This is a genomic window from Bradyrhizobium sp. OAE829, from assembly GCF_040546575.1.
Lineage (GTDB): Bacteria > Pseudomonadota > Alphaproteobacteria > Rhizobiales > Xanthobacteraceae > Bradyrhizobium.
In genome coordinates this window covers 4,815,763-4,835,397 of the sequence record NZ_JBEPOE010000001.1, presented here as the reverse complement: position 1 = coordinate 4,835,397, position 19,635 = coordinate 4,815,763, and the positions used below count along the sequence as shown (strand labels likewise).

The following is a 19,635-nucleotide window of genomic DNA, read 5'->3' as shown; positions in this document are numbered from 1 at the left end:
CCTCGCGGGGGAGGATTTTGGCAGATGCGGAGCACGTCGGGAGGCCCCCGCGTCTTGTTGAGACGGCTCCGCGAAACCATGGCGGAGCAGGTCTCCGCCCAGGAGCGGCTGGACAAGATCGTGGTCCTGATCGCGGCCAACATGGTGGCCGAGGTGTGCTCGACCTACGTGCTGCGCGTCGATAACACACTCGAACTCTACGCCACCGAGGGTCTGAACCGCGACGCCGTCCATAGAACGGTTCTGAGCGCGCATGAGGGCCTGGTCGGCCTGGTCGCCAGCGAGGCCACCCCGCTCAACCTGTCCGACGCGCAAACCCACCCGGCGTTCTCGTTCCGCCCGGAAACCGGCGAAGAAATCTATCATTCGTTCCTCGGCGTGCCGATCCTGCGCGCCGGCAACACGCTCGGCGTGCTGGTGGTGCAGAACCGCGCCAAGCGCACTTACGTCGAGGAAGAGGTCGAGGCGCTGCAGACCACCGCGATGGTGGTCGCCGAGATGATCGCCTCCGGCGAGTTGGCGGCGCTGGCGCAGCCCGGCGCGGAACCTGCGGCGCGGCATTCCCTGCACAAGGCCGGCGCGATCCTGTCCGACGGCATCGCGCTCGGCCACGTCGTGCTGCACGAGCCGCGCGTCGTCATTACCAATTACATTGCCGAAGACCTGCCGAAGGAAATCAAGAAGCTGGACGCGGCGCTGACCAAGCTGCGCGCCGATCTCGACCGCATGCTGGAGCGCGGCGACGTCGCCGAGGGCGGCGAGCACCGCGAGGTGCTGGAAGCCTACCGCATGTTCGCCAACGACCATGGCTGGTCGCACAAGCTGCACGAGGCGGTCGCCACCGGCCTCACCGCGGAAGCCGCCGTCGAGCGCGTGCAGTCCGACACCCGCGCGCGCATGCTGCGTTCGACCGATCCATACTTGCGCGACCGCCTGCACGACCTCGAGGACCTCGGCCACCGCCTGATGCGGCAACTGGTCGGCCAGGACCACGCGCCGTCACGCGAACAGCTGCCCGACAACGCGATCCTGATCGCGCGCGCGATGGGCCCGGCCGCCCTGCTCGACTATGACCGCAAGCGCCTGCGCGGCCTCGTGCTGGAGGAAGGCACCGCCAATTCCCACGTCTCGATCGTGGCGCGCGCGCTCGGCATTCCCGCGGTCGGCGAAATCCCCAACGCGCCGGGGCTCGCCGATCCCGGCGACGCCATCATCGTCGATGGCACCTCGGGCTCGATCTATGTGCGCCCTTCGGCCGAGATCGAATCGGCCTATGCCGAGCGGGTGAGATTCCGCGCGCGTCGGCAGGCGCAATATTCGGCGCTTCGCGACAAGCCCTGCGTGACCAAAGACGGCCAGAAGATCGAGCTGATGATCAATGCCGGCCTCGTCATCGACCTGCCGCATATCGACGACACCGGCAGCGCCGGCATCGGGCTGTTCCGCACCGAACTGCAATTCATGGTCGGCCAGAGCCTGCCGCGCACCTCTGACCAGCTCGCGCTGTATCGCACGGTGCTGGATGCGGCGGGATCAAAACCGGTCACGTTCCGCACGCTCGACATCGGCGGCGACAAGGCGCTGCCCTACATGGAGACCGTGATCGAGGAAAATCCCGCGCTCGGCTGGCGCGCGATCCGGCTCGGGCTCGACCGGCCCGGCCTGTTGCGCGGCCAGATTCGCGCGCTATTGCGCGCCGGCGGCGGCCGCGCGCTGAAGATCATGTTCCCGATGATTTCGGAAGTCGCCGAGTTCGATCAGGCCAAGGCCATCGTCGAGCGCGAGCTGACCTATCTGCGTCAGCACGGCCACGCGCTGCCCGAACGCATCGACGTCGGCACCATGGTCGAAGTGCCGGCGCTGCTTTACCAGATGGACGAGCTCCTGAAGAAGGTCGATTTCATCTCGATCGGATCGAACGACCTGTTCCAGTTCATGTTCGCGGTCGACCGCGGCAATGCCAAGGTCTCCGAACGGTTCGACACCATGTCGGCGCCGATCTTGAGGGCCTTGCGCGACATCGTGCGCAAAGCCGATGCGGCGAAGAAAAGCGCCTCGCTGTGCGGCGAGATGGCGTCAAAACCGCTCGGCGCGCTGGCGCTGATCGCGCTTGGTTACCGCTCGCTGTCGCTGTCGGCGACCGCGCACGGCCCGGTGAAAGCGCTGATCCTCGATCTCGATGCCAGGAAGGCCGAGGCCGTCATGATGCCGCTGCTTGATGCGCCGGCCGGCAGCGTCTCGATCCGGCAGAAGCTGACGGAATTCGCGGAAGCCGAGGGGTTGTCGTTGTAGCGAGGCTCTGCCCCCGCAACGCCCCCTTCCCTTTGCGCCATTGAGAACTCCGACATGTTACCCGAAGCCAAACTCGATATCCTGCTCGCCCATCACGCTTCGCTCGAGGCGGAGCTGCTCGGCCAATTGAGCTCGGAGAAATACGTCCAGATCACGCGCGAGCTCGCCGAGCTCAATCCGCTGATCGATGCCGTCAAGGCCTATCGCGCGGCGCGCGCCGAGATCACAGACACCGAAACGTTGCTGGCGGATTCCGCCGCCGATCCTGACATGCGCGGCATGGCGGAGGCCGAGCTCGAAACGCTGCAGGCGCGCGTTGGCGAACTCGAGCAGAAGATCCGCGTCGCGCTGCTACCGAAAGACGCGATGGACGACCGCAACGTGATGCTGGAAATCCGCGCCGGCACCGGCGGCGACGAGGCCTCGCTGTTCGCCGGCGACCTGTTCCGGATGTATGAGCGTTTTGCCGCGCTGCAGGGCTGGAAGGTCGAGGTGATCTCCGCCAGCGAGGGCACCATGGGCGGCTACAAGGAAATCATCGCCGAAGTGCAGGGCCGCGGCGCGTTCGCCAAACTGAAATTCGAATCCGGCGCGCACCGCGTGCAGCGCGTGCCCGACACCGAAACGCAGGGCCGCATCCACACCTCGGCGGCTACCGTTGCTGTCTTGCCCGAGGTCGAGGATGTCGATGTCGACATCAAGAACGAGGATTTGCGGATCGAGACCATGCGCGCACAGGGCGCCGGCGGCCAGCACGTCAACAAGACCGAATCCGCGATCCGCATCACCCATATCCCGACCGGCATCGTGGTCATGATGCAGGACAGCCGCTCGCAGCACAAAAACCGCGCCTCGGCGATGAACATCCTGCGCTCGCGCATCTATGACGCTGAACAGCAGCGCATCAATGCGACCCGCGCGGCCGACCGTCGCGAAAAAGTCGGCTCGGGCGACCGCTCCGAGCGCATCCGCACCTATAATTTCCCGCAAGGCCGCGTCACCGATCACCGCATCAACCTGACGCTCTATAAATTGCCGCAGGTGATCGCGGGCGAATCGCTGGGCGAATTGATCGACGCGCTGACGACCGAGCATCAGGCCGCCCAGCTCGCCGCCCAGGGCGCCGCGGCGTGAGCGCTTCGTCGTCCCGGTTATGGCCGCGGCGTCCCAACAATCTCCGTGTCGTCCCTGCGAACGCAGGGACCCATAACCACAGGCGTTCGTTGTTGCGCGAGATGTCAACGTCCACCGCCCACACCGAGAGGCCGCGGCGTATGGGTCCCTGCGTTCGCAGGGACGACGGATGGATGGATTTTTGCGGGGTCGTCAGGTGACCGAATCCTTCGCCGGACAAACCGTCGAGACCGCGCGGCGCATACTCACCGCGCGCTTCAAATCCAATGCGATCGAATCCGGCGAAATCGATGCGCGGCTGCTCGTCGGTGAAGTGCTTGGCCTCGATCTGACCGGCCTGATCACGGCCGCACAGCGGCGGCTTACGGCAGACCAATCACTGCGGCTGGAAGATTTCGCGCATCGCCGCCTGCACGGCGAGCCAGTCGCGCGTATTCTCGGCCACAAGGAATTTTGGGGGCTGCCGCTAAAACTTTCGGCGGCGACGCTGGTGCCGCGGCCTGACACCGAGACGGTGGTCGAGCTGGCGCTGGAATTATTGCGTGCTGGCGGTGCGCTCAGCCGCAAATTGCGTATCGCCGACCTCGGCACCGGCTCCGGGGCGATCTTGCTGGCGTTGTTGTCGGAGCTGCCAAACGCGCACGGGTTCGGCACCGACATTTCGCCAGCCGCCCTGCAGACCGCCGATACCAATGCCGCGTCGGCGGGGCTCTCGGATCGGACGACGTTCATCGCCTGCGATTACGCGTCCGGATTGACCGGGTCGTTCGACCTGATCGTGTCCAACCCGCCCTATATCCGCTCGCTGGATATCGCCGGTCTCGCCATCGATGTCCGGGAATACGACCCGCTGGCGGCGCTCGATGGCGGCGCCGACGGGCTGGATGCCTACCGCGCGCTGATCCCCCAGGCCGCGCCGCTCCTGGCGCCGGGTGCGGCCCTGGTTGTGGAGGCCGGGGAGGGCCAAAGCGGGCAAATCCAGGCCCTGATGGCGGCGGCGGGGCTCATCCCGGCAGGCGCCCCCAAGGCCGATCTGGCGGGCATTCCGAGGGCGGTCGCGGGCGGCAAAATGCCCCGATAAGGCCCTATTGGAACGCAAAAAAACCGCTTGGAATATTGCCCGGGAGCGACTACGTTCCGCTCACAACATCGGTCCAGGGTTGCCGCCCCCGTAATAACGGGTGGGGGCCTGAGTTCTCGAAACGAGAGCCCGCCGAGTGAAAGGTTCCAAAACGCAGGTCCAATCGAGCGCAATAGCCTGAGCTGTGCTGCTCTCGACCGCAAAGCGAACGAAAGCCTGATATTGCGCTTGAATACCTACGCAAGAAACAGTCACGCAAAACAGTTACGTAGAGCCTGTGCTCCAGCGGCTGTTGAGCTTGTTTCGGTCGGGCGTGTTTCTGTTGGGCTGGTTTTGGCAGGCTAAGTAATTTGGTCCGGCTGGCTGTGAAGGCCGGCGGTTGGGGAACGCGTCCTTGTTGAACGCGAGGGTTGGCGAAATCGACGTCATGAATTTGAACGACACCGTGAATCGGTGCGCACAGTCGTGTGCCCGGTCCGGTGAGGCTACGACGGCAACGGCATAACTTCAGGGCTGGAATAAAGGCAAGACATGAGAAACGGTCAGAACAACAAGCGGATGCGTAACCGGAATAACAACAATAATAACAACAATAATAATAACCGGCGCGGTCAAAACCCGATGACCCGGGTGTTCGAATCGAACGGACCCGACATCAAGATTCGCGGCACCGCCTCCCACGTTGCGGAGAAATACGTCCAGCTGGCGCGTGACGCACGCTCATCCGGCGACCCGGTTGCGGCCGAGAATTACTACCAGCACGCCGAGCATTATTTCCGCCTGATCGCTGCCGCCCAGGAACAGTTCCGGCAGAACCAGCCGCAGCCGCGCACCGAAAACGAAATGCCGGCCGAGGAGCACGAGGACGAGGGCGAGAACTTCAACCATTTCGGCCAGGAGCCGGGCTTCGTGCCGCAGCAGCAACAGCCGTTCGTGCCCCGCGAGAACAATCAGCAGCGCGATTTCCAGCCGCGTGAGGGGCAACCCTTCCAGCGCGACCGCGACCAGCAGCCGCGCGAGCATCATCGCGAGCAACGCGAACATCGTCCGCAGCCGCAATATCAGCCGCAGCCCCAGCCGCAGCCGGTGATTGCCGATACCGGCGGCGTCGACCGTCTGCCGTCTTTCATCACCGGGCCGCAGCCGCAGGTGAACGCCGCGCCCGGCGCCTTCGAAGGCAATGGCGGCGGTGAACGTTTCCCGCGCCGGCGCCGCCGGCCGCACGGCCCGCGTCCCGACAACGCAGCCGCCGCGCCGGTCCCGAGCGAAGATTTCAATCCGGGGAATGAGTAGGTAGCGTCAGCGCTATCTGCTGTTTTCAAAGGGTGGGCATCGCGCAAGCGTGCCCACCCTTTTTCATGCCCGCGTCGTTGACGACGGCACCAGCACCGGCGGCAGCGACGGAATCAGGCGCGTGCGTTCGCGATGCGCGGGAATCGCACGGTAGACCTGCTTGGTCGCCTCCACGATGTGCACGCCGGCGAACGGCAGCGACAGCGCCGCACCGACGCGCTCCCACGCCATCGCCGAACGCAGGAACCAGCCTTTGCCTACCGGCGGCAGGAACAGCGCCTCCCCCCACGCCGTCGGCGTGAACCAGGTCTGCCGCAGCAATTGCGTGATCTGCGCGCGCGAATAGGGCCGGCCATGGCCGAACGGCGTGTTGTCGGTGCGGGTCCACACGCCGCGGCGATTGGGAATCACCGCAATCAGGCGCCCCGACGGCGCCAACACGCGCCACACCTCGCGCAGCAAACGTTCCGGATCGTCGGACATTTCCAGCGCATGCACCAGCAGGATGCGATCAACGGCTGCGTCCGGCAACGGCATCGAGAATTCATCGATCAGGGTCGCCAGCGCGGGCCGCGCCGTCGGCCATTTCAGCACGCCCTGCGCCGCAGGCATGAACGCGATGCAGCGTTCGGAATCTTCGCGAAACAGGCCGAGATAGGGCGTGGGATAACCTAGCCCAAGTACGCGAAGCCCATCCGCATCGGGCCATCGCGCCCGGATGCCGCGATTGATCAGCTGCCGCGCCACGATGCCGAGGCGGCGCGAATAGAAATCGCGGAGGTCGATGACGTCGATGGTCATGGCTCAATCTATCATGCCGCTGTTCCACGCGGGGTGCGGAAATTTGCATTGCCGCAGGAGCGTTAACGCCATATTTCCTGCCCATATGTGGCGTGTTAGAGCTTGATCGGGAAAGGCGCGCTCCGCACTTCGATGGCGGGACGGGCCCCGGTTTTCCGAAGAGATCATGCTCAGGCAAGAAATCACTCATACTGTTCGTGGAGATACCATGGCTTCGGAAATTCGTACCTTTACCTGCCTCAACGACAATTTCGGCTATCTGATCCACGATCCCGCGACCAAAGCGACCGCCTCGATCGACGCGCCGGAAGCCGGCCCCATCCTCAAGGCGCTGGAACGCGAAGGCTGGACGCTGACCGATATTCTGATCACCCATCACCACCACGACCATGTCGGCGGCGTCGCCGAGCTGAAGCAGAAGTACAATTGCCGCGTCGTCGCCCCGCACGACAGATCCGCTGCGATCGCCAATGTCGATCTGCGCGCCGCCCATGGCGACGTCATCAAGGTAGGCAGCCTCCTGGTCCGCGTGCTGGAAACGCCCGGCCACACGCTCGACCACATCTCCTATGTGTTCGACAGCGAAAAAGCGCTGTTCGCCGCCGACACGCTGTTCTCGATCGGATGCGGCCGGGTGTTCGAAGGCGACTATCCCATGATGTGGGATTCGCTGCTGAAGCTGCGCGCGCTGCCGGATGATTTCAAACTCTATTGCGGCCACGAATATACCGCCTCCAACGTCAAATTCGCGCTCACCGTCGAGCCCGACAATGCCGCGCTGGTCGCGCGTGCCGCGGAAGTGACGAAGTTGCGCGCGGAGAACAAGCCGACCATTCCGGTGCTGCTCGGCGAGGAAAAGAAGGCCAACGTGTTCCTGCGCGCCGACGAGCCGTCGGTCGCCGCCAAGCTGCACATGAAGGGCGCCAACGCCGCCGACGTGTTCGGCGAGTTGCGTGAACGCAAGAACAAGTCCTGATGACGTTCCCGGCAAGTACTGCCGAGACAAGTGCCGCCGAGATCATCGCGCGGCTCGCGCTGAAGCCGCATCCGGAAGGCGGGCATTATCGCGAGACGTTTCGTGATTCCCGCACCGATGCCAGCGGCCGTTCGCGATCCACCGCGATCTATTTCCTGCTGGCGCGCGGCGAGCGCTCGCACTGGCATCGCATCGATGCCGTCGAGGTCTGGCATTACTATGCCGGCAGCGCGCTGACGTTGAAAATCGCCGACGATGACGGGCAATGGAGTTTTAGACTAGGCCCCAATCTCGCGGCAGGCGAGCAGCCGCAGGCGATTGTGCCACCGCATACCTGGCAAGCCGCCGAGAGCACCGGCGACTGGACATTGGTCGGCTGCACCGTGGCACCGGGATTTGATTTTGCGACATTCGAGATGGCGCCGAAGGATTGGGAGCCGGAGTGATTTTGTAGGGTGGGCAAAGCGGAGCGTGCCCACCATTGAGCTACAATCGCGGATCGATGGTGGGCACGGCGCAAGAGCGCCTTTGCCCACCCCTACGGGCTTCGCTTCCAGACCATATCTTTTGCCGCGATCAGGCCACCGCCGGCGATCAGGATCGCGGCAATCGCGATCGTGGCGCTCGCCGTGGCAAAGCCCGCGAGAATCAAGAACGCGGTCGACAGTAACGGCGTCGCATACGATGCCGCACCCAGCACCCGGATGTCGCCGCGTTTCATGCCGATGTCCCAGGTAAAGAACGCAGCGCCGACCGGACCGACGCCGAGTGCGACAATGGCAAGCCATTGCCCTGACGTTTCCGGCCAGACCGTGGTTTCGACCATGCCGTGGACGAGAGCCGCGAGCAGTGCGGTGGCGAGGCAAAAGCCGGCCACCGCGTCGGTCGGCACCGCCTTGAGCTTGCGCGACATCACCGAATAGGCCGCCCACACAAAGGCGGCGACGAAGGCCGCGGCCAGTCCCGGAATCTGGGCCGGCGTAAAGCCGCCGCCGCTATTGCCTGACAACAGCAACACCGTGCCGGCGAGACCGAGCAGCGCGCCGATGATGTGATGCGCCGCCAGCCGCTCGCCGGGCAACAGCGAGGAGAACAGCACGATCAAGAGCGGCCAGAGATAATTCAACAGCCCGGCTTCGGCCGGCGGCGCAAAGCGCAGCGCCAGGAAATACAGCGCGTGATAGCCGAACAGCCCGCCGACGCCGACCACCCACGCGGTCGGCGATTGTCGCAACGCGGCGAAGGCTGCGGGCCGCCAGATGAAGCTGATGAAAGCGACCGCCGCCCCGATCGCGAACGTCATCGCCGCGAGCTGAAACGCCGGAATTTTCCCGGTCGCAACCGTCAGGACCGACAGCAGCGACCACATCAGGATCGCGGTCAGTCCGATAAGTGTGGCGGTACGGGGAGTCATCTTGGCACGGTGCGAGATTTTTCCGTCATGGCCGGGCTTGTCCCGGCCATCCACGTTTTTCTAACGTCGTTGTAAAGACGTGGATGCCCGGCACAGGCCGGGCATGACGACTTTCTTGATACGGTGGCTGCCAGCGATCCGGTGGGACCCCGGCAATCACACCATGTACTGCCCGCCGTTGATCGTCAGCGTCGAGCCGGTGATGGCGCCGGCCTCGTCGGCGGCGAGGAAGACCACCGCGCGGGCGATTTCTTCGGGCTCGCCGAGGCGATTGACCGGGATCAGCGGCAGGATGCTCTTCTCCAGCACGTCCTTTGGCACCGCCTGCACCATTTCGGTGTTGATGTAGCCGGGGCAGATCGCGTTCACGGTGATGCCGCCCTTGGCGTTCTCCAGCGCCAGCGCCTTGGTGAAGCCGATGTCGCCGGCCTTGGCCGCCGAGTAATTGACCTGGCCGAACTGACCCTTCTGGCCGTTGATCGACGAGATGTTGATGACGCGGCCGAACTTGCGGGCGCGCATGCCTTCGATCACCTGGCGGGTCATGTTGAACAGCGAGCCGAGATTGGTGTTGATGACTGCGTTCCACTGCTCAAGCGTCATCTTGTGGAAGGCGCCGTCCTTGGTGATGCCGGCATTGTTGATCAGCACGTCGACCGGACCGAGATCGGCCTCGACCTGCTTGACGCCGGCCGCACACGCGTCGAACGAGCTGACGTCCCATTTGTAAACGGGAATGCCGGTCTCCGATTTGAATTTCTCAGCCGCGGCGTCATTGCCGGCATAGCTCGCCGCAACCTTGTAGCCTGCCGCCTTCAGCGATTTGCTGATCGCAGCACCAATGCCCCTCGTGCCCCCCGTAACCAATGCAACACGTGCCATGCGTAGTCCTCCTTGGTGGTCTTTTTACGAGCCGGAATTGTCCCGGTCTTTTGACGAAGCCTGCTCTTCAAAGTGCGGCGCGTTTACTCACTCGATAACGCACCAGAGATGAAAATGCCCGGCGCAAGACCGGGCATTTCAGTTTTATCGATTTGAGCCGTGGTTGACAGATGAAGTTTTCATCAACAACGCATCCTAACTGCCTTTAGTTCAATCGCATGCAACGCACTCAGTCGCGTGCAATGCACATGGCGATGCCCATGCCGCCGCCGATGCACAGCGTGGCGAGGCCCTTCTTGGCATCGCGCTTCTGCATTTCGTGCAGCAGCGTCACCAGCACGCGGGCGCCGGAAGCGCCGACGGGATGGCCGATCGCGATCGCTCCGCCATTGACGTTGACCTTGGACGTATCCCAGCCGAGGTCCTTGTTGACCGCGCAGGCCTGCGCTGCGAACGCCTCGTTGGCCTCGATCAGATCCAGATCGGCGATGTTCCAGCCGGCCCTCTTCAGCGCGGCGCGGGAAGCCGGGATCGGTCCGGTGCCCATGATCTTGGGATCGACGCCGGCCTGGCCCCAGGAGGCGATGCGGCCGAGAACTTTCTTGCCTTCCTTGGCCGCCTGCTTGGCGGTCATCAGCACCACCACGCCGGCGCCGTCATTGATGCCGGACGCGCTGCCGGCGGTGACGGTGCCGTCCTTTTCGAATGCGGGCTTCAGCTTGGCCATCGCATCGACGGTGGCGCCATGGCGGGGATATTCGTCGGCGCTGACGATGATGTCGCCCTTGCGCGACTTGATGGTGACGGGGACGATCTCGTCGTTGAACTTGCCGGCCTTCTGCGCGGCCTCGGCCTTGTTCTGCGAGTGAACCGCGAACTCGTCCTGCTGCGCGCGGGTGATCTGGTACTGCCGCGCGACGTTCTCGGCGGTGTTGCCCATGTGGTAGCCGTTGAAAGCATCCCACAGGCCGTCCTTGATCATGGTGTCGACCAGTTCGAGGCCGCCCATCTTGACGCCGCCACGCAGATATTGCGCGTGCGGGGCCATGCTCATGGATTCCTGGCCGCCGGCGACGACGATTTCCGAATCGCCGTTGAGCAGCGCCTGATAGCCGAGCGCAACGGTGCGCAGGCCCGAGCCGCAGAGCTGGTTGACGCCCCAGGCCGGGCTTTCCACCGGGATGCCGGCCGCGATCGAGGCCTGGCGGGCGGGATTCTGGCCCTGCGCCGCGGTCAGGATCTGGCCCATGATGACTTCGGACACGCGGCCCGGCTCGATGCCAGCCCGCTCCAGCGCGGCCTTGATGGCAATGGCGCCAAGATCATGGGCCGGGGTGGTGGCGAACGCGCCGTTGAAGCTGCCGACCGGGGTGCGGGCGGCGCTGACGATGACGACATCGTCTGACATGGACATCTCCTGTGAGCTTGAGGTTTCTCGACGGCGGGCGGCCGGATGGCGGGCCTGTCTCTTGGGACTATCCTGTTAACCTAGGCATCCTGTGTCAATCGGCCAGAGGGGAAAATCACGCCGCGGCGCATTCAAAATAGCGTCTCTGGCAGTTTCCATAGCAGTACCCATGCCTTGGAATTAACCGTGCCGCACAAAACGGTAGCCGAGCCGCATTGAAAATGCTTACTTTGCTGCGTTGCGTTGCTCGTCTGCCCGCCGGCGATGCCCGTCGGGTTCCCCGCTCTCGGTATGGATTGTGTGAGCCCCATGGCCATGGCCAAGTCAGAACAACCCACCACGATCAAGAAATACGCTAACCGGCGGCTCTATAATACCGGCACCAGCACCTATGTAACGCTCGAGGATCTCGCAGCGATGGTGAAGGATGGCGAGGATTTTCTCGTCTATGACGCCAAGACCGGTGACGACATCACCCGCTCAGTGCTGGCGCAGATCATCTTCGAGCAGGAAAACAAGGCGGGGCAGAATCTGCTGCCGACCACGTTCCTGCGCCAGTTGATCCGCTTCTACGGCGACAGCATGCAGATGGTGGTTCCGAAATATCTGGAACAATCGATCGACACGCTGACGCGCGAGCAGGAAAAGTTCCGCAAGCAGCTCACCAACACGTTCTCGGGAACGCCATTCGCGCCGCTCGAAGAACACGTCCGCCGTAACATGGAACTGTTTCAGCAGACGTTCTCGATGTTCAAGCCGTTCGTGCCGCCGCGCGGCGGCGTGACGTCAGCCGAACCCGAGAAAGCGCCGGAGCCGGCGGCCAACGAAGACAATATCGACGACCTTCGCCGTCAGATGAAAGACATGCAGGACCGCCTCGAGCGCATGTCGAAAGAGCCGAAGAAGGAAGAGTGAGACGCTTCGGCGCTCGCGCTGTTCTCTCCACGAGTCGTCCCGGCGAACGCCGGGACCCATAACCACAAATCTTTGTCGTTATGCAAAGGCGTCTACCACATCGCCTCATCGATAGGCCGCGGCGTATAGGTCCCGGATCGCGCTTCGCTTGTCCGGGACGACGGCTGATAGTTCAGCGCAAGAGGTTTCAACTCGCCGCCGGCAACACCGTCTCGGCCGGCACGGCCCACGGCCGCTCCGGTGACGCGAGGCCGATCAGGCGGCCCTGGATATAGTCGCAGCCCCATTCGCGCAGCATGACCGCGGACTCTTCGTCCTGCACCCATTCCGCCACCGTCTTGATCTGCAGCCGCCGCGCGAGATCAATCAGCGTCTGCACGAAGGCGCGGTCATCGGCCGAGCGCGCGATGTTCTGCACGAAGGCGCCGTCGATCTTGACGATGTCGACGCCGAGCTTGCGCAGATTGCGGAACGAGGTGTAGCCGGCGCCGAAATCGTCGATCGCGATCCGGCTGCCGAAATTCTTCAAGCGGGTGACGAAACCCCTGATGTCGTCGATATCCTGGATCGCCACGGTCTCGGTGATTTCCACGATCAGCCGTTCGGCCACGCCCGGATGCGCACGCATCAAGGATTCGATCGAGGCCGACCAGTCCGGATCCATCGTGGTGTCGGGTGAGATGTTGAGGCTGAGCTGCACGTTGGGTGACGCCGCGAGTTCGGCGACCGCGAGTTCCAGCACGCGGTGATCGACCAGCCGGATCAGGCCAAGTCGTTCTGCGACGGGGACGATATCCGGTGCCAGCAACGCCTGGCCGTTGTCCTGCTCCATCCGAACCAGGCATTCGTAGAACGCCGGCTGGCGCGAGCGCGCCTCGACCACCGGCTCGAACGCGGTCACGATCCGGCGCTCGTTCAGCGCGGTGACGATTTCATCGGTGACGCGGATGTTGACGCGGCGCTGCGCGTCGCGCTCGACATTCGGCTTCCACAGCGAAAATGATCCGGCGCGGCGGCTCTTGGCGCCATCCAGCGTTTCCTGGGCGCGGGTGACCGCCTCATCGGCGCTGCGGGCGTAACGCGGGATGCTGATCGCGCCGATCGACGCCGTTACCGACACCGGTCCTGATACGGTCGGCACCACCTCGTCACGAATACCGGCGAGAAACCGCTCGGCCGCGACATTGGTGTCGTCGACGGTGCAGTTGCGCAAGATCAGCCCGAACTTGTTGCCGGAGAATCGCCCGAGCACGTCGCCGCCGCGCAGCCGCGCACGAATGCGTTTTCCGACTTCCGCGATCACGCCATCGGCAACATCGAAGCCGAAAGCGTCGTTGATGCGCGCCAGATGGTCGATGCCGATCAGCATGAAGGCACAGGACGAGCGGAAGCGCGCGGCTTCCTCGATCGCCTCGGCGAGCGCGGCGATCAAATGGGTGCGATTGAGTTCGCCGGTCAGCGGGTCGTGCCGCGAGAGCCGCACGAGTTGCTCGTCGCGGGCGCGGCGCTCATTGTCGACGCGGACGACGCCTTGCGCGCGCGCCGGCTTGCCGTCGGCGCCGGCGAACCAGCAGCCGGTTTCCTCGATCCAGATCACCGGCGCGGAGGTCGAGGCCCGCACGCCATATTCGACCCGGTAGGCGACACCCTCGCCACCGCGTGCCGGGGCCGTGTGACCCAGCGCGTCTGACCGGATCGACCCTTTCGGCTCGATCAGCTTGGCGAACGCGGCGCCGCTCGCCAGCGCTTCCGGGGCGATGTCGGTAAAGACGGAGGCGGCGTTGCCGCTCCAGGCGATGCTATCAGCGGCGACATCCCAGACGAACGTGGCCTGCCCGAGCGAAGCGAGGATGCTGGAGGCTTGCGGGACAGCAGACATCAAAGTCGCCTCGATTCGGGACAGGCACGGTGATTCTGGCTAGCCTGAGGATAGTGGTTCTATCGAATCAGAGGCTAGGCAAAGTTCATAAATAATCTGGAAACCACGTTTTACGGCTGTCGCAAACCTTGAGGGAACCAACCAGGACGCATCGGCATAGGCCTTGCGAGGAGCAGATCAAAGTAGGGTGTCACGTCCCAAAACGTGACAGTTTTAGCCGGTTCAGTGCGATGCTCGATACCGAACGATCAGAAGATATTTTGGACGTAGACGTCTCCGACGCCGACGCGCCGGCCTGTGTCGCGCTCGTGCCGGTGACCCAAACGGTGCACTGGTCGCGGAAAGCGACCATGGCGCGACCCGACCCGACCTTTCTGACTCAATTGATCGCGACCGCCGACCAGGCCCCACAGACGCGCTGCATGCGACGTGCCTCGATCGAGGATGCGCAGGCGGCCTATGGCGCACACCCGCAGGAACGCCGCAGCGTGGCACGGCGGACCCGGCAGGTCATCTGAAGCAAGCAATCTGATCCGACGACCGGTCAGCGCGGCGGCTTGTCCGGGGACGGTGTCGCACCGCTACCCGGCTGTATCCCCGGCGAGGGGACTTCCGGCGAGGCCGCATGGGGCGCGACTTCAGGCGCGGGCGCCGGTTCCGGGCGATCCAGCAACACTGATTCAGCGACCGATGCCGCGGGCGGCGCTGTCGCTTGTGCCGGCGCAGGTTCAGGCTTCGGCTCGGCCACTGGGGGCTCGACCTGCGGCTCGGGTTTTCTGGTGCCCTTGGCGGACACCGCCGGCGCCGCGACCGCGCGACGCCGCGTGCGCAAGGCAAGACCGGACAGGAAGTCGACCAGCGCGAGCGCCGTCAGCAGGAAATAGGTCGAGGTGCCGAACTTCGGCCACAGCACGAATTCGGCAGCGGCCGCACCGAACACGATCAGCGACAGCAGATGGTCGGTGAGATATTTCGCGCCGGGACGCGCGCCTTTGATGACTTCGAACATCAACAGGAAGATGCCGACAGCGATCAGGACGTCGCTCAGCGTCACCTGCCATTCCACGCCCGACATCAGCGTCAGCTTGAAAAGCGTAACGCCGAAGGAAACCTCCGGCATCAGGAAGGCGATGATGTTGTAGATCGCGAGCGGAATCAGGAGTAGCGGAAATCCGACCATGGACATCGGCAAGGCCTTAACTAAAGGAAACTTGAACGCTCCTGAGGCGAAGCATCGCGCTTCGCCACCGGAACCGTCTTACCCCATCCGTTGGCCGAATTCAGGCAGGCACGGCTGAATCGCCGCGCCAAGCCTGGGCCCGATCAGGATTCCTTCTTGGCCTTCAGAACCTGCCGGCCCTTGTACATGCCGGTCTTCAGGTCGAGGTGGTGCGGACGGCGCAATTCGCCCGAATCCTTGTCTTCGGCATAGGTCGGCTTCTTCAGGGCGTCCGCCGAGCGGCGCATGCCACGCCGCGAGGGCGATGTTTTTCTTCTGGGAACGGCCATAACGGTCCTCTAGGGGTGTTGTCGGAGGGCATCGTGCTAGGTAGCGGACCGCCCAGCGCTTCAAAGCACGGGCTGCGATGCCGATAAGGCCGCGCTTATAGAGGAAGGGATGACGTAAAGCTAGGCTTTGCCAAGGTTAAATCGGCCGAAAATTGGCTCAAAATGCACGATTTTCGCTCCAGCACCGCTGCAGCGCGGATGCATTGGCCCGGGCCATGTAGGTGCCGGCCAGACGCCGCACCCCGGGACCGGGATTACGGGCGCTGCGCCTGACCGGATTGGGCAGGATCGCCGCCAGCAGGGCCGCCTCGCGCGGCGACAAGGTCGCAGCCGAACGGCCGAACGCGTATTGGGACCCTGCCTCGGCGCCGAACTGCCCGGAGGGGCCGAGTTCGGCGATATTGAGGTAAATCTCGAGAATCCGCTGCTTGGACAGCACCAGGTCGATCCACATCGCCAGCGGCAGTTCCAGCGCCTTGCGGACCACGCTGCGGCCCGGCCACAGGAACAGGTTCTTGGCCACCTGCTGGGTGATGGTCGAACCGCCGCCCGACTTCTCACCCTCTTCGTGATCCTCGATCGCATCCTGCAGCGCGCTCCAATCGACCCCGCGATGGGCGCAGAATTTGGCGTCCTCGGAGCCCACCACCGAACGCGGCAGCGCCGGCGAAATGGCCTTGAAATCGATCCATTGCCGCGACACCGGCGCGCCCTTGAGCCAGCGCCAGGCCATCAGCGTCGAGACCGGATGGCCGGTGCGATAGAACGGCGTCACCAGATACGGCAACAGCAGCAGCACCAGCAAAATCAGCAATAAGATTCGGACAAAGCGCAAATTCGGATGCTTCCGGTTCAGCCGAGCCGGCTCAAGGATCGGTCAACAGACCCCTTAATAGGTGACATCACCATGATATTTCGTGGGTTTTCCAGCACTTTTAAGGCGGCTCAAGCCGGGAAGCGGAATTGACTGACGCCGTGCCATCAACGATTGTCCGGCAAAATTGATCTGGAGCCTTTCTTAAATGACGACCGCCACTGCCGATTTTACCAAACGATTGGATCAGACCGCCGAAGATACCGAGGCCCTGCTGGCCAAGCTGCTGTCGGATACGCTGTTATCAGACGAGATCGCGCGGCCGAAGCGGCTGATGGACGCGATGCGCTATTCAAGCCTCGGCGGTGGCAAGCGCCTGCGGCCGTTTCTGGTGGTCGAGAGCTCGGCCGTGTTCGGTGTTCCGCGCGACGCGGCGTTGCTGGCGGGCGCCGCGCTGGAATGCATCCACTGCTATTCGCTGATCCATGACGATCTGCCGGCGATGGACAACAGCGACCTGCGCCGCGGCCGTCCGACCCTGCACAAGAAGACTGACGATGCCACCGCGATCCTCGCCGGCGACGGTTTGCTGACGCTGGCGTTCGACATCGTGACCCGCGACGAGATTCATTCGGATCCCACCGTGCGCCTGCTGCTGACCCGTGCGCTCGCCCGCGCCTCGGGGATCGGCGGCATGGTCGGTGGACAGATACTCGACCTCGCCGGCGAAGGCCGGTTCGGCGACCGCGAACCGGTCGACGTGGCGCGACTGCAGCAGATGAAGACCGGCGCGCTGCTGCGTTATGGCTGCATCGCGGGCGCGATCCTCGGCCAGTCCACGCAACAGGAATATCAGGCGCTCGACGATTACGGCCGCGCGCTCGGCGAGGCGTTCCAGATCGCCGACGATCTGCTCGACGTCGAGGGCGACGCCGCAGCCCTCGGCAAGCCCGCCGGCGCCGATGCGGCGCTCGGCAAGACCACCTTCGTCACCCAGCTCGGCATCGACGGCGCCAAGCAGCGCGTGCGCGACTTGCTGGCGCGCGCGGATTCCGCGCTGTCGATCTTCGGCGCCAAGGGTGACGTGCTGAAGGCCGCGTCGCGCTTCGTCGCCGATCGCAAGAGCTGACGTGCCATCGCAGAAGAAGGAACTCGACGAGCTCGTCGACCGGTTCAGGAAAAAGCCGGTTCTGCTCCGTGTGGTCTATGGGCGGCCACGCACCTTCATCGCGATCGCGGTCGGTATCGTAGCGTTCTTTTTGCTGCCGGGCTCGCTGCGGCTGGTAACGCGGCTGCTGGTTAGCTGGGACATCTTCGTCGCGCTGTATCTGACGCTGGTTTTCACCATGGTGTTTCGCAGCGGCATCTTGCACATCCGCCGCAACGCGGCGCTGCAGGACGACGGCCGCTTCCTGATCCTGCTGCTGACGGCGCTCGGCGCGTTTGCCAGCATCGCGGCCATCGTGTTCGAACTCGGCGCCTCCAACCGCAGCGCGCTGGGACTGGTGCTGGCGACGGTCACCATCGCCCTGTCATGGGCGGCGGTGCACACCGCATTCTCGTTGCACTACGCGCATGAATATTACCGCGGCGGCAAACCGGGCGGCTTGCAGTTTCCGAGCGGCGACCAGCATGAGGACGCCGATTACTGGGACTTCGTCTATTTCTCGTTCGTGATCGGGATGACCGCGCAGGTTTCCGATGTCGGAATCACCGACAAGGTCATCCGCCGCACCGCGACCGTGCACGGCATCATCTCGTTCGTGTTCAATACCGCGCTGGTTGCGCTGATGGTCAATATCGCCGCGAGTGCGATCTAGGGTGCGTACTCATAAAGGCGGTTGCTGCGAGTCGGCCAGGGTCCGGGGGCCTACGACGCTGGCTCCGTTCGGAGCGCGCGCACCGCAGCTCTGATCATCGCAACGATTTCGAGCTTGGCGTCGCCGTCGTCAGGCTGACGCCACGCGCTCTGGATTGCGACGACCACCTGCTCGGCCGGATTGACGACGATAATCTGGCCATAGTCGCCATTCGCCGAAAAGACACCGTTGCTGACGCCGCCCGGCAAGGGCGGCATCGCCCACCAGTGGTAGCCGTATCCCAACGGCGAACCGGGCATGAGCCGGCCGAAGCCGGTGGACGCGCTGTCGGGCTGTCCGGCGAGATCGCGCCAGCCGGGCGGAAGGACCCGCCGCCCATTGAAGGCTTCGCCATCCTCCAGCACCAGCTGGCCGAAGCGGCCGAAGTCGCGCAGGCGTGCGCTGACGCCAAACCCGGCGAGCTCCAGGCCGCCCTCGGACTCGAGTTGCCAATGCCCGTCGGCCTCCATGCCGGCAGGTCCCCAGATCTTCTCAGCGCAGTAGTCGGCCAGGGGCCGGCCCGTAGCGGCCACGACCAGCGCGCCGATCAGGCAGCTCTCGCCGGTCGAATAGTTGAAGACGGCGCCCTGCGGATGAGCGCGCGGCAGTTTGCATAGCAGGTCCAGGACGGAGCCTGGCCGCCGGCTCACCATGGCCCTGCCGAGGCGATAGTCCTCTGAGCGTCCGTCTGCATCGCTTTTCTGGCGCCAGGCCACACCGGAGCACATCCGCAGGAGGTTACGAATCGTGACGCCCTCGTAAGCGGAGCCGCGCATCCGCGGCAGGTATTGCTCGCAGCGATCGTCAAGACTGCCGATCGCGCCATCGTGGAGCGCAGCCCCGACGAGCGTCGCCGTGATCGACTTCGCGGTCGACATGTTGGCCCACCGGCTCTCCGGGCCGTTGCCCATGCCGTAGCGCTCCAGCGCGATCTCACCACGCTTGAGGATCAGGAGTCCGGCCGTGCGGCGGCGGGCCATGTGGTCGCTGAGGCCGACGCTGACCCCACCCACCTCGAAGGTCAGGTCCGCGAGCGAACGGGCGTGCGGTGGCAGCGGCCGCACTGCGTCGCCGCGCCGGATGACGCGGTGCGGCCAGACCTGGTCCTGGTTGCGGAAGGTCGGCGCCTGGTTTTCCGGTGTCGTGTTCCAGATCTTCGGAGCCGCCCGCTCCGGATCGGTGTCATCAGCGGCATTCGTCGGTGCAGGATTGGCCATGGACACATCCTCGTTCGTTGAGACGACGCCAAATCGCCCGGGGACGGCGCGTTTGCAAAGCAAATCAAGTTGGTTTGACCTGGTCTTGTCCCGCTGGCATGCTGACGGCCTACCGTAGCGGAGACATGGCGTAGCGGAGACATGGCCACGTCAGGGGATGT

At 64.3% G+C, this 19,635-nt stretch carries 19 protein-coding genes; 10 read left to right on the top strand and 9 right to left on the bottom strand.

The annotated features are described in order from the left end of the window. Positions 1-24 precede the first annotated feature (24 nt). From ptsP to ABIE49_RS23315, 4 genes are all read left to right on the top strand, one after another. A complete protein-coding gene (ptsP, locus tag ABIE49_RS23330) occupies positions 25-2,292 on the top strand; it encodes a phosphoenolpyruvate--protein phosphotransferase (RefSeq protein WP_192736455.1) in 2,268 nt (755 codons plus the stop codon). Between the two features lie 54 nt (positions 2,293-2,346). Next, entirely contained in the window at positions 2,347-3,426 is a 1,080-nt protein-coding gene (gene prfA / locus ABIE49_RS23325) for a peptide chain release factor 1 (protein WP_192736454.1), read from the top strand. Positions 3,427-3,622: 196 nt separating this feature from the next. Then, complete coding sequence (gene prmC, locus ABIE49_RS23320; protein ID WP_192736453.1) at positions 3,623-4,507, top strand: peptide chain release factor N(5)-glutamine methyltransferase; 885 nt, start codon at positions 3,623-3,625, stop codon at positions 4,505-4,507. Positions 4,508-5,038: 531 nt separating this feature from the next. Further along, on the top strand, positions 5,039-5,800 hold the full coding sequence (locus tag ABIE49_RS23315) for a DUF4167 domain-containing protein (RefSeq protein WP_192736452.1): 762 nt from the start codon (positions 5,039-5,041) through the stop codon (positions 5,798-5,800). Between the two features lie 63 nt (positions 5,801-5,863). On the opposite strand, the gene ABIE49_RS23310 is transcribed toward ABIE49_RS23315, so the two are convergent. Next, the gene (locus ABIE49_RS23310) at positions 5,864-6,601 is read right to left on the bottom strand and encodes a methyltransferase domain-containing protein (RefSeq protein WP_192736451.1); all 738 of its coding nucleotides are present in this window, start codon (positions 6,599-6,601) and stop codon (positions 5,864-5,866) included. Between the two features lie 208 nt (positions 6,602-6,809). On the opposite strand from ABIE49_RS23310, the gene gloB reads away from it, so the two are divergent. Continuing rightward, entirely contained in the window at positions 6,810-7,577 is a 768-nt protein-coding gene (gene gloB / locus ABIE49_RS23305) for a hydroxyacylglutathione hydrolase (RefSeq protein WP_192736450.1), read from the top strand. Next, entirely contained in the window at positions 7,577-8,023 is a 447-nt protein-coding gene (locus tag ABIE49_RS23300; protein WP_192736449.1) for a cupin domain-containing protein, read from the top strand. Before gloB ends, ABIE49_RS23300 begins: the two co-directional genes overlap by 1 nt. A 92-nt stretch (positions 8,024-8,115) precedes the next feature. Here the strand turns inward: ABIE49_RS23300 and yddG are convergent, their stop codons facing one another. The 3 genes from yddG to ABIE49_RS23285 all read right to left on the bottom strand — a co-directional run bounded on the left by yddG (position 8,116) and on the right by ABIE49_RS23285 (position 11,281). After that, positions 8,116-8,991: an aromatic amino acid exporter YddG gene (gene yddG / locus ABIE49_RS23295; RefSeq protein WP_192736548.1), complete on the bottom strand. Its 876-nt coding sequence runs from the start codon at positions 8,989-8,991 to the stop codon at positions 8,116-8,118. A 156-nt stretch (positions 8,992-9,147) separates the two neighbouring features. Continuing rightward, entirely contained in the window at positions 9,148-9,873 is a 726-nt protein-coding gene (phbB, locus tag ABIE49_RS23290; protein WP_192736448.1) for an acetoacetyl-CoA reductase, read from the bottom strand. A 229-nt stretch (positions 9,874-10,102) separates the two neighbouring features. Then, positions 10,103-11,281, bottom strand: coding sequence for an acetyl-CoA C-acetyltransferase (locus ABIE49_RS23285; protein WP_192736447.1), 1,179 nt, complete (start codon positions 11,279-11,281; stop codon positions 10,103-10,105). A 315-nt stretch (positions 11,282-11,596) separates the two neighbouring features. Here ABIE49_RS23285 and phaR point away from each other — a divergent pair, with 315 nt between their 5' ends. Next, positions 11,597-12,196, top strand: a complete 600-nt coding sequence (gene phaR / locus ABIE49_RS23280; protein ID WP_192736446.1) for a polyhydroxyalkanoate synthesis repressor PhaR — start codon at positions 11,597-11,599, stop codon at positions 12,194-12,196. A 187-nt stretch (positions 12,197-12,383) separates the two neighbouring features. Here phaR and ABIE49_RS23275 read toward each other — a convergent pair whose 3' ends face one another. Beyond that, positions 12,384-14,075, bottom strand: coding sequence for an EAL domain-containing protein (locus tag ABIE49_RS23275; protein ID WP_192736445.1), 1,692 nt, complete (start codon positions 14,073-14,075; stop codon positions 12,384-12,386). A 230-nt stretch (positions 14,076-14,305) separates the two neighbouring features. Here ABIE49_RS23275 and ABIE49_RS23270 point away from each other — a divergent pair, with 230 nt between their 5' ends. Then, a complete protein-coding gene (locus ABIE49_RS23270; protein WP_249133637.1) occupies positions 14,306-14,593 on the top strand; it encodes a hypothetical protein in 288 nt (95 codons plus the stop codon). Between the two features lie 26 nt (positions 14,594-14,619). Here ABIE49_RS23270 and ABIE49_RS23265 read toward each other — a convergent pair whose 3' ends face one another. The 3 genes from ABIE49_RS23265 to mtgA form a co-directional block, all read right to left on the bottom strand. Beyond that, positions 14,620-15,255, bottom strand: a complete 636-nt coding sequence (locus tag ABIE49_RS23265) for a hypothetical protein (RefSeq protein WP_192736546.1) — start codon at positions 15,253-15,255, stop codon at positions 14,620-14,622. 143 nt (positions 15,256-15,398) lie between these two features. Next, positions 15,399-15,584: a 50S ribosomal protein L32 gene (rpmF, locus tag ABIE49_RS23260; protein ID WP_027540899.1), complete on the bottom strand. Its 186-nt coding sequence runs from the start codon at positions 15,582-15,584 to the stop codon at positions 15,399-15,401. Between the two features lie 157 nt (positions 15,585-15,741). Further along, on the bottom strand, positions 15,742-16,419 hold the full coding sequence (mtgA, locus tag ABIE49_RS23255; RefSeq protein ID WP_192736444.1) for a monofunctional biosynthetic peptidoglycan transglycosylase: 678 nt from the start codon (positions 16,417-16,419) through the stop codon (positions 15,742-15,744). 187 nt (positions 16,420-16,606) lie between these two features. Here mtgA and ABIE49_RS23250 point away from each other — a divergent pair, with 187 nt between their 5' ends. Both ABIE49_RS23250 and ABIE49_RS23245 read left to right on the top strand, forming a co-directional pair. Next, on the top strand, positions 16,607-17,527 hold the full coding sequence (locus tag ABIE49_RS23250; protein WP_192736443.1) for a polyprenyl synthetase family protein: 921 nt from the start codon (positions 16,607-16,609) through the stop codon (positions 17,525-17,527). 1 nt (position 17,528) lies between these two features. Continuing rightward, positions 17,529-18,218 (top strand): DUF1345 domain-containing protein, encoded by a 690-nt coding sequence (locus tag ABIE49_RS23245; RefSeq protein WP_192736442.1) that lies wholly within the window; start codon positions 17,529-17,531, stop codon positions 18,216-18,218. Positions 18,219-18,268: 50 nt separating this feature from the next. On the opposite strand, the gene ABIE49_RS23240 is transcribed toward ABIE49_RS23245, so the two are convergent. Beyond that, a complete protein-coding gene (locus ABIE49_RS23240; RefSeq protein ID WP_192736441.1) occupies positions 18,269-19,474 on the bottom strand; it encodes a serine hydrolase domain-containing protein in 1,206 nt (401 codons plus the stop codon). Between the last annotated feature and the right edge of the window lie 161 nt (positions 19,475-19,635).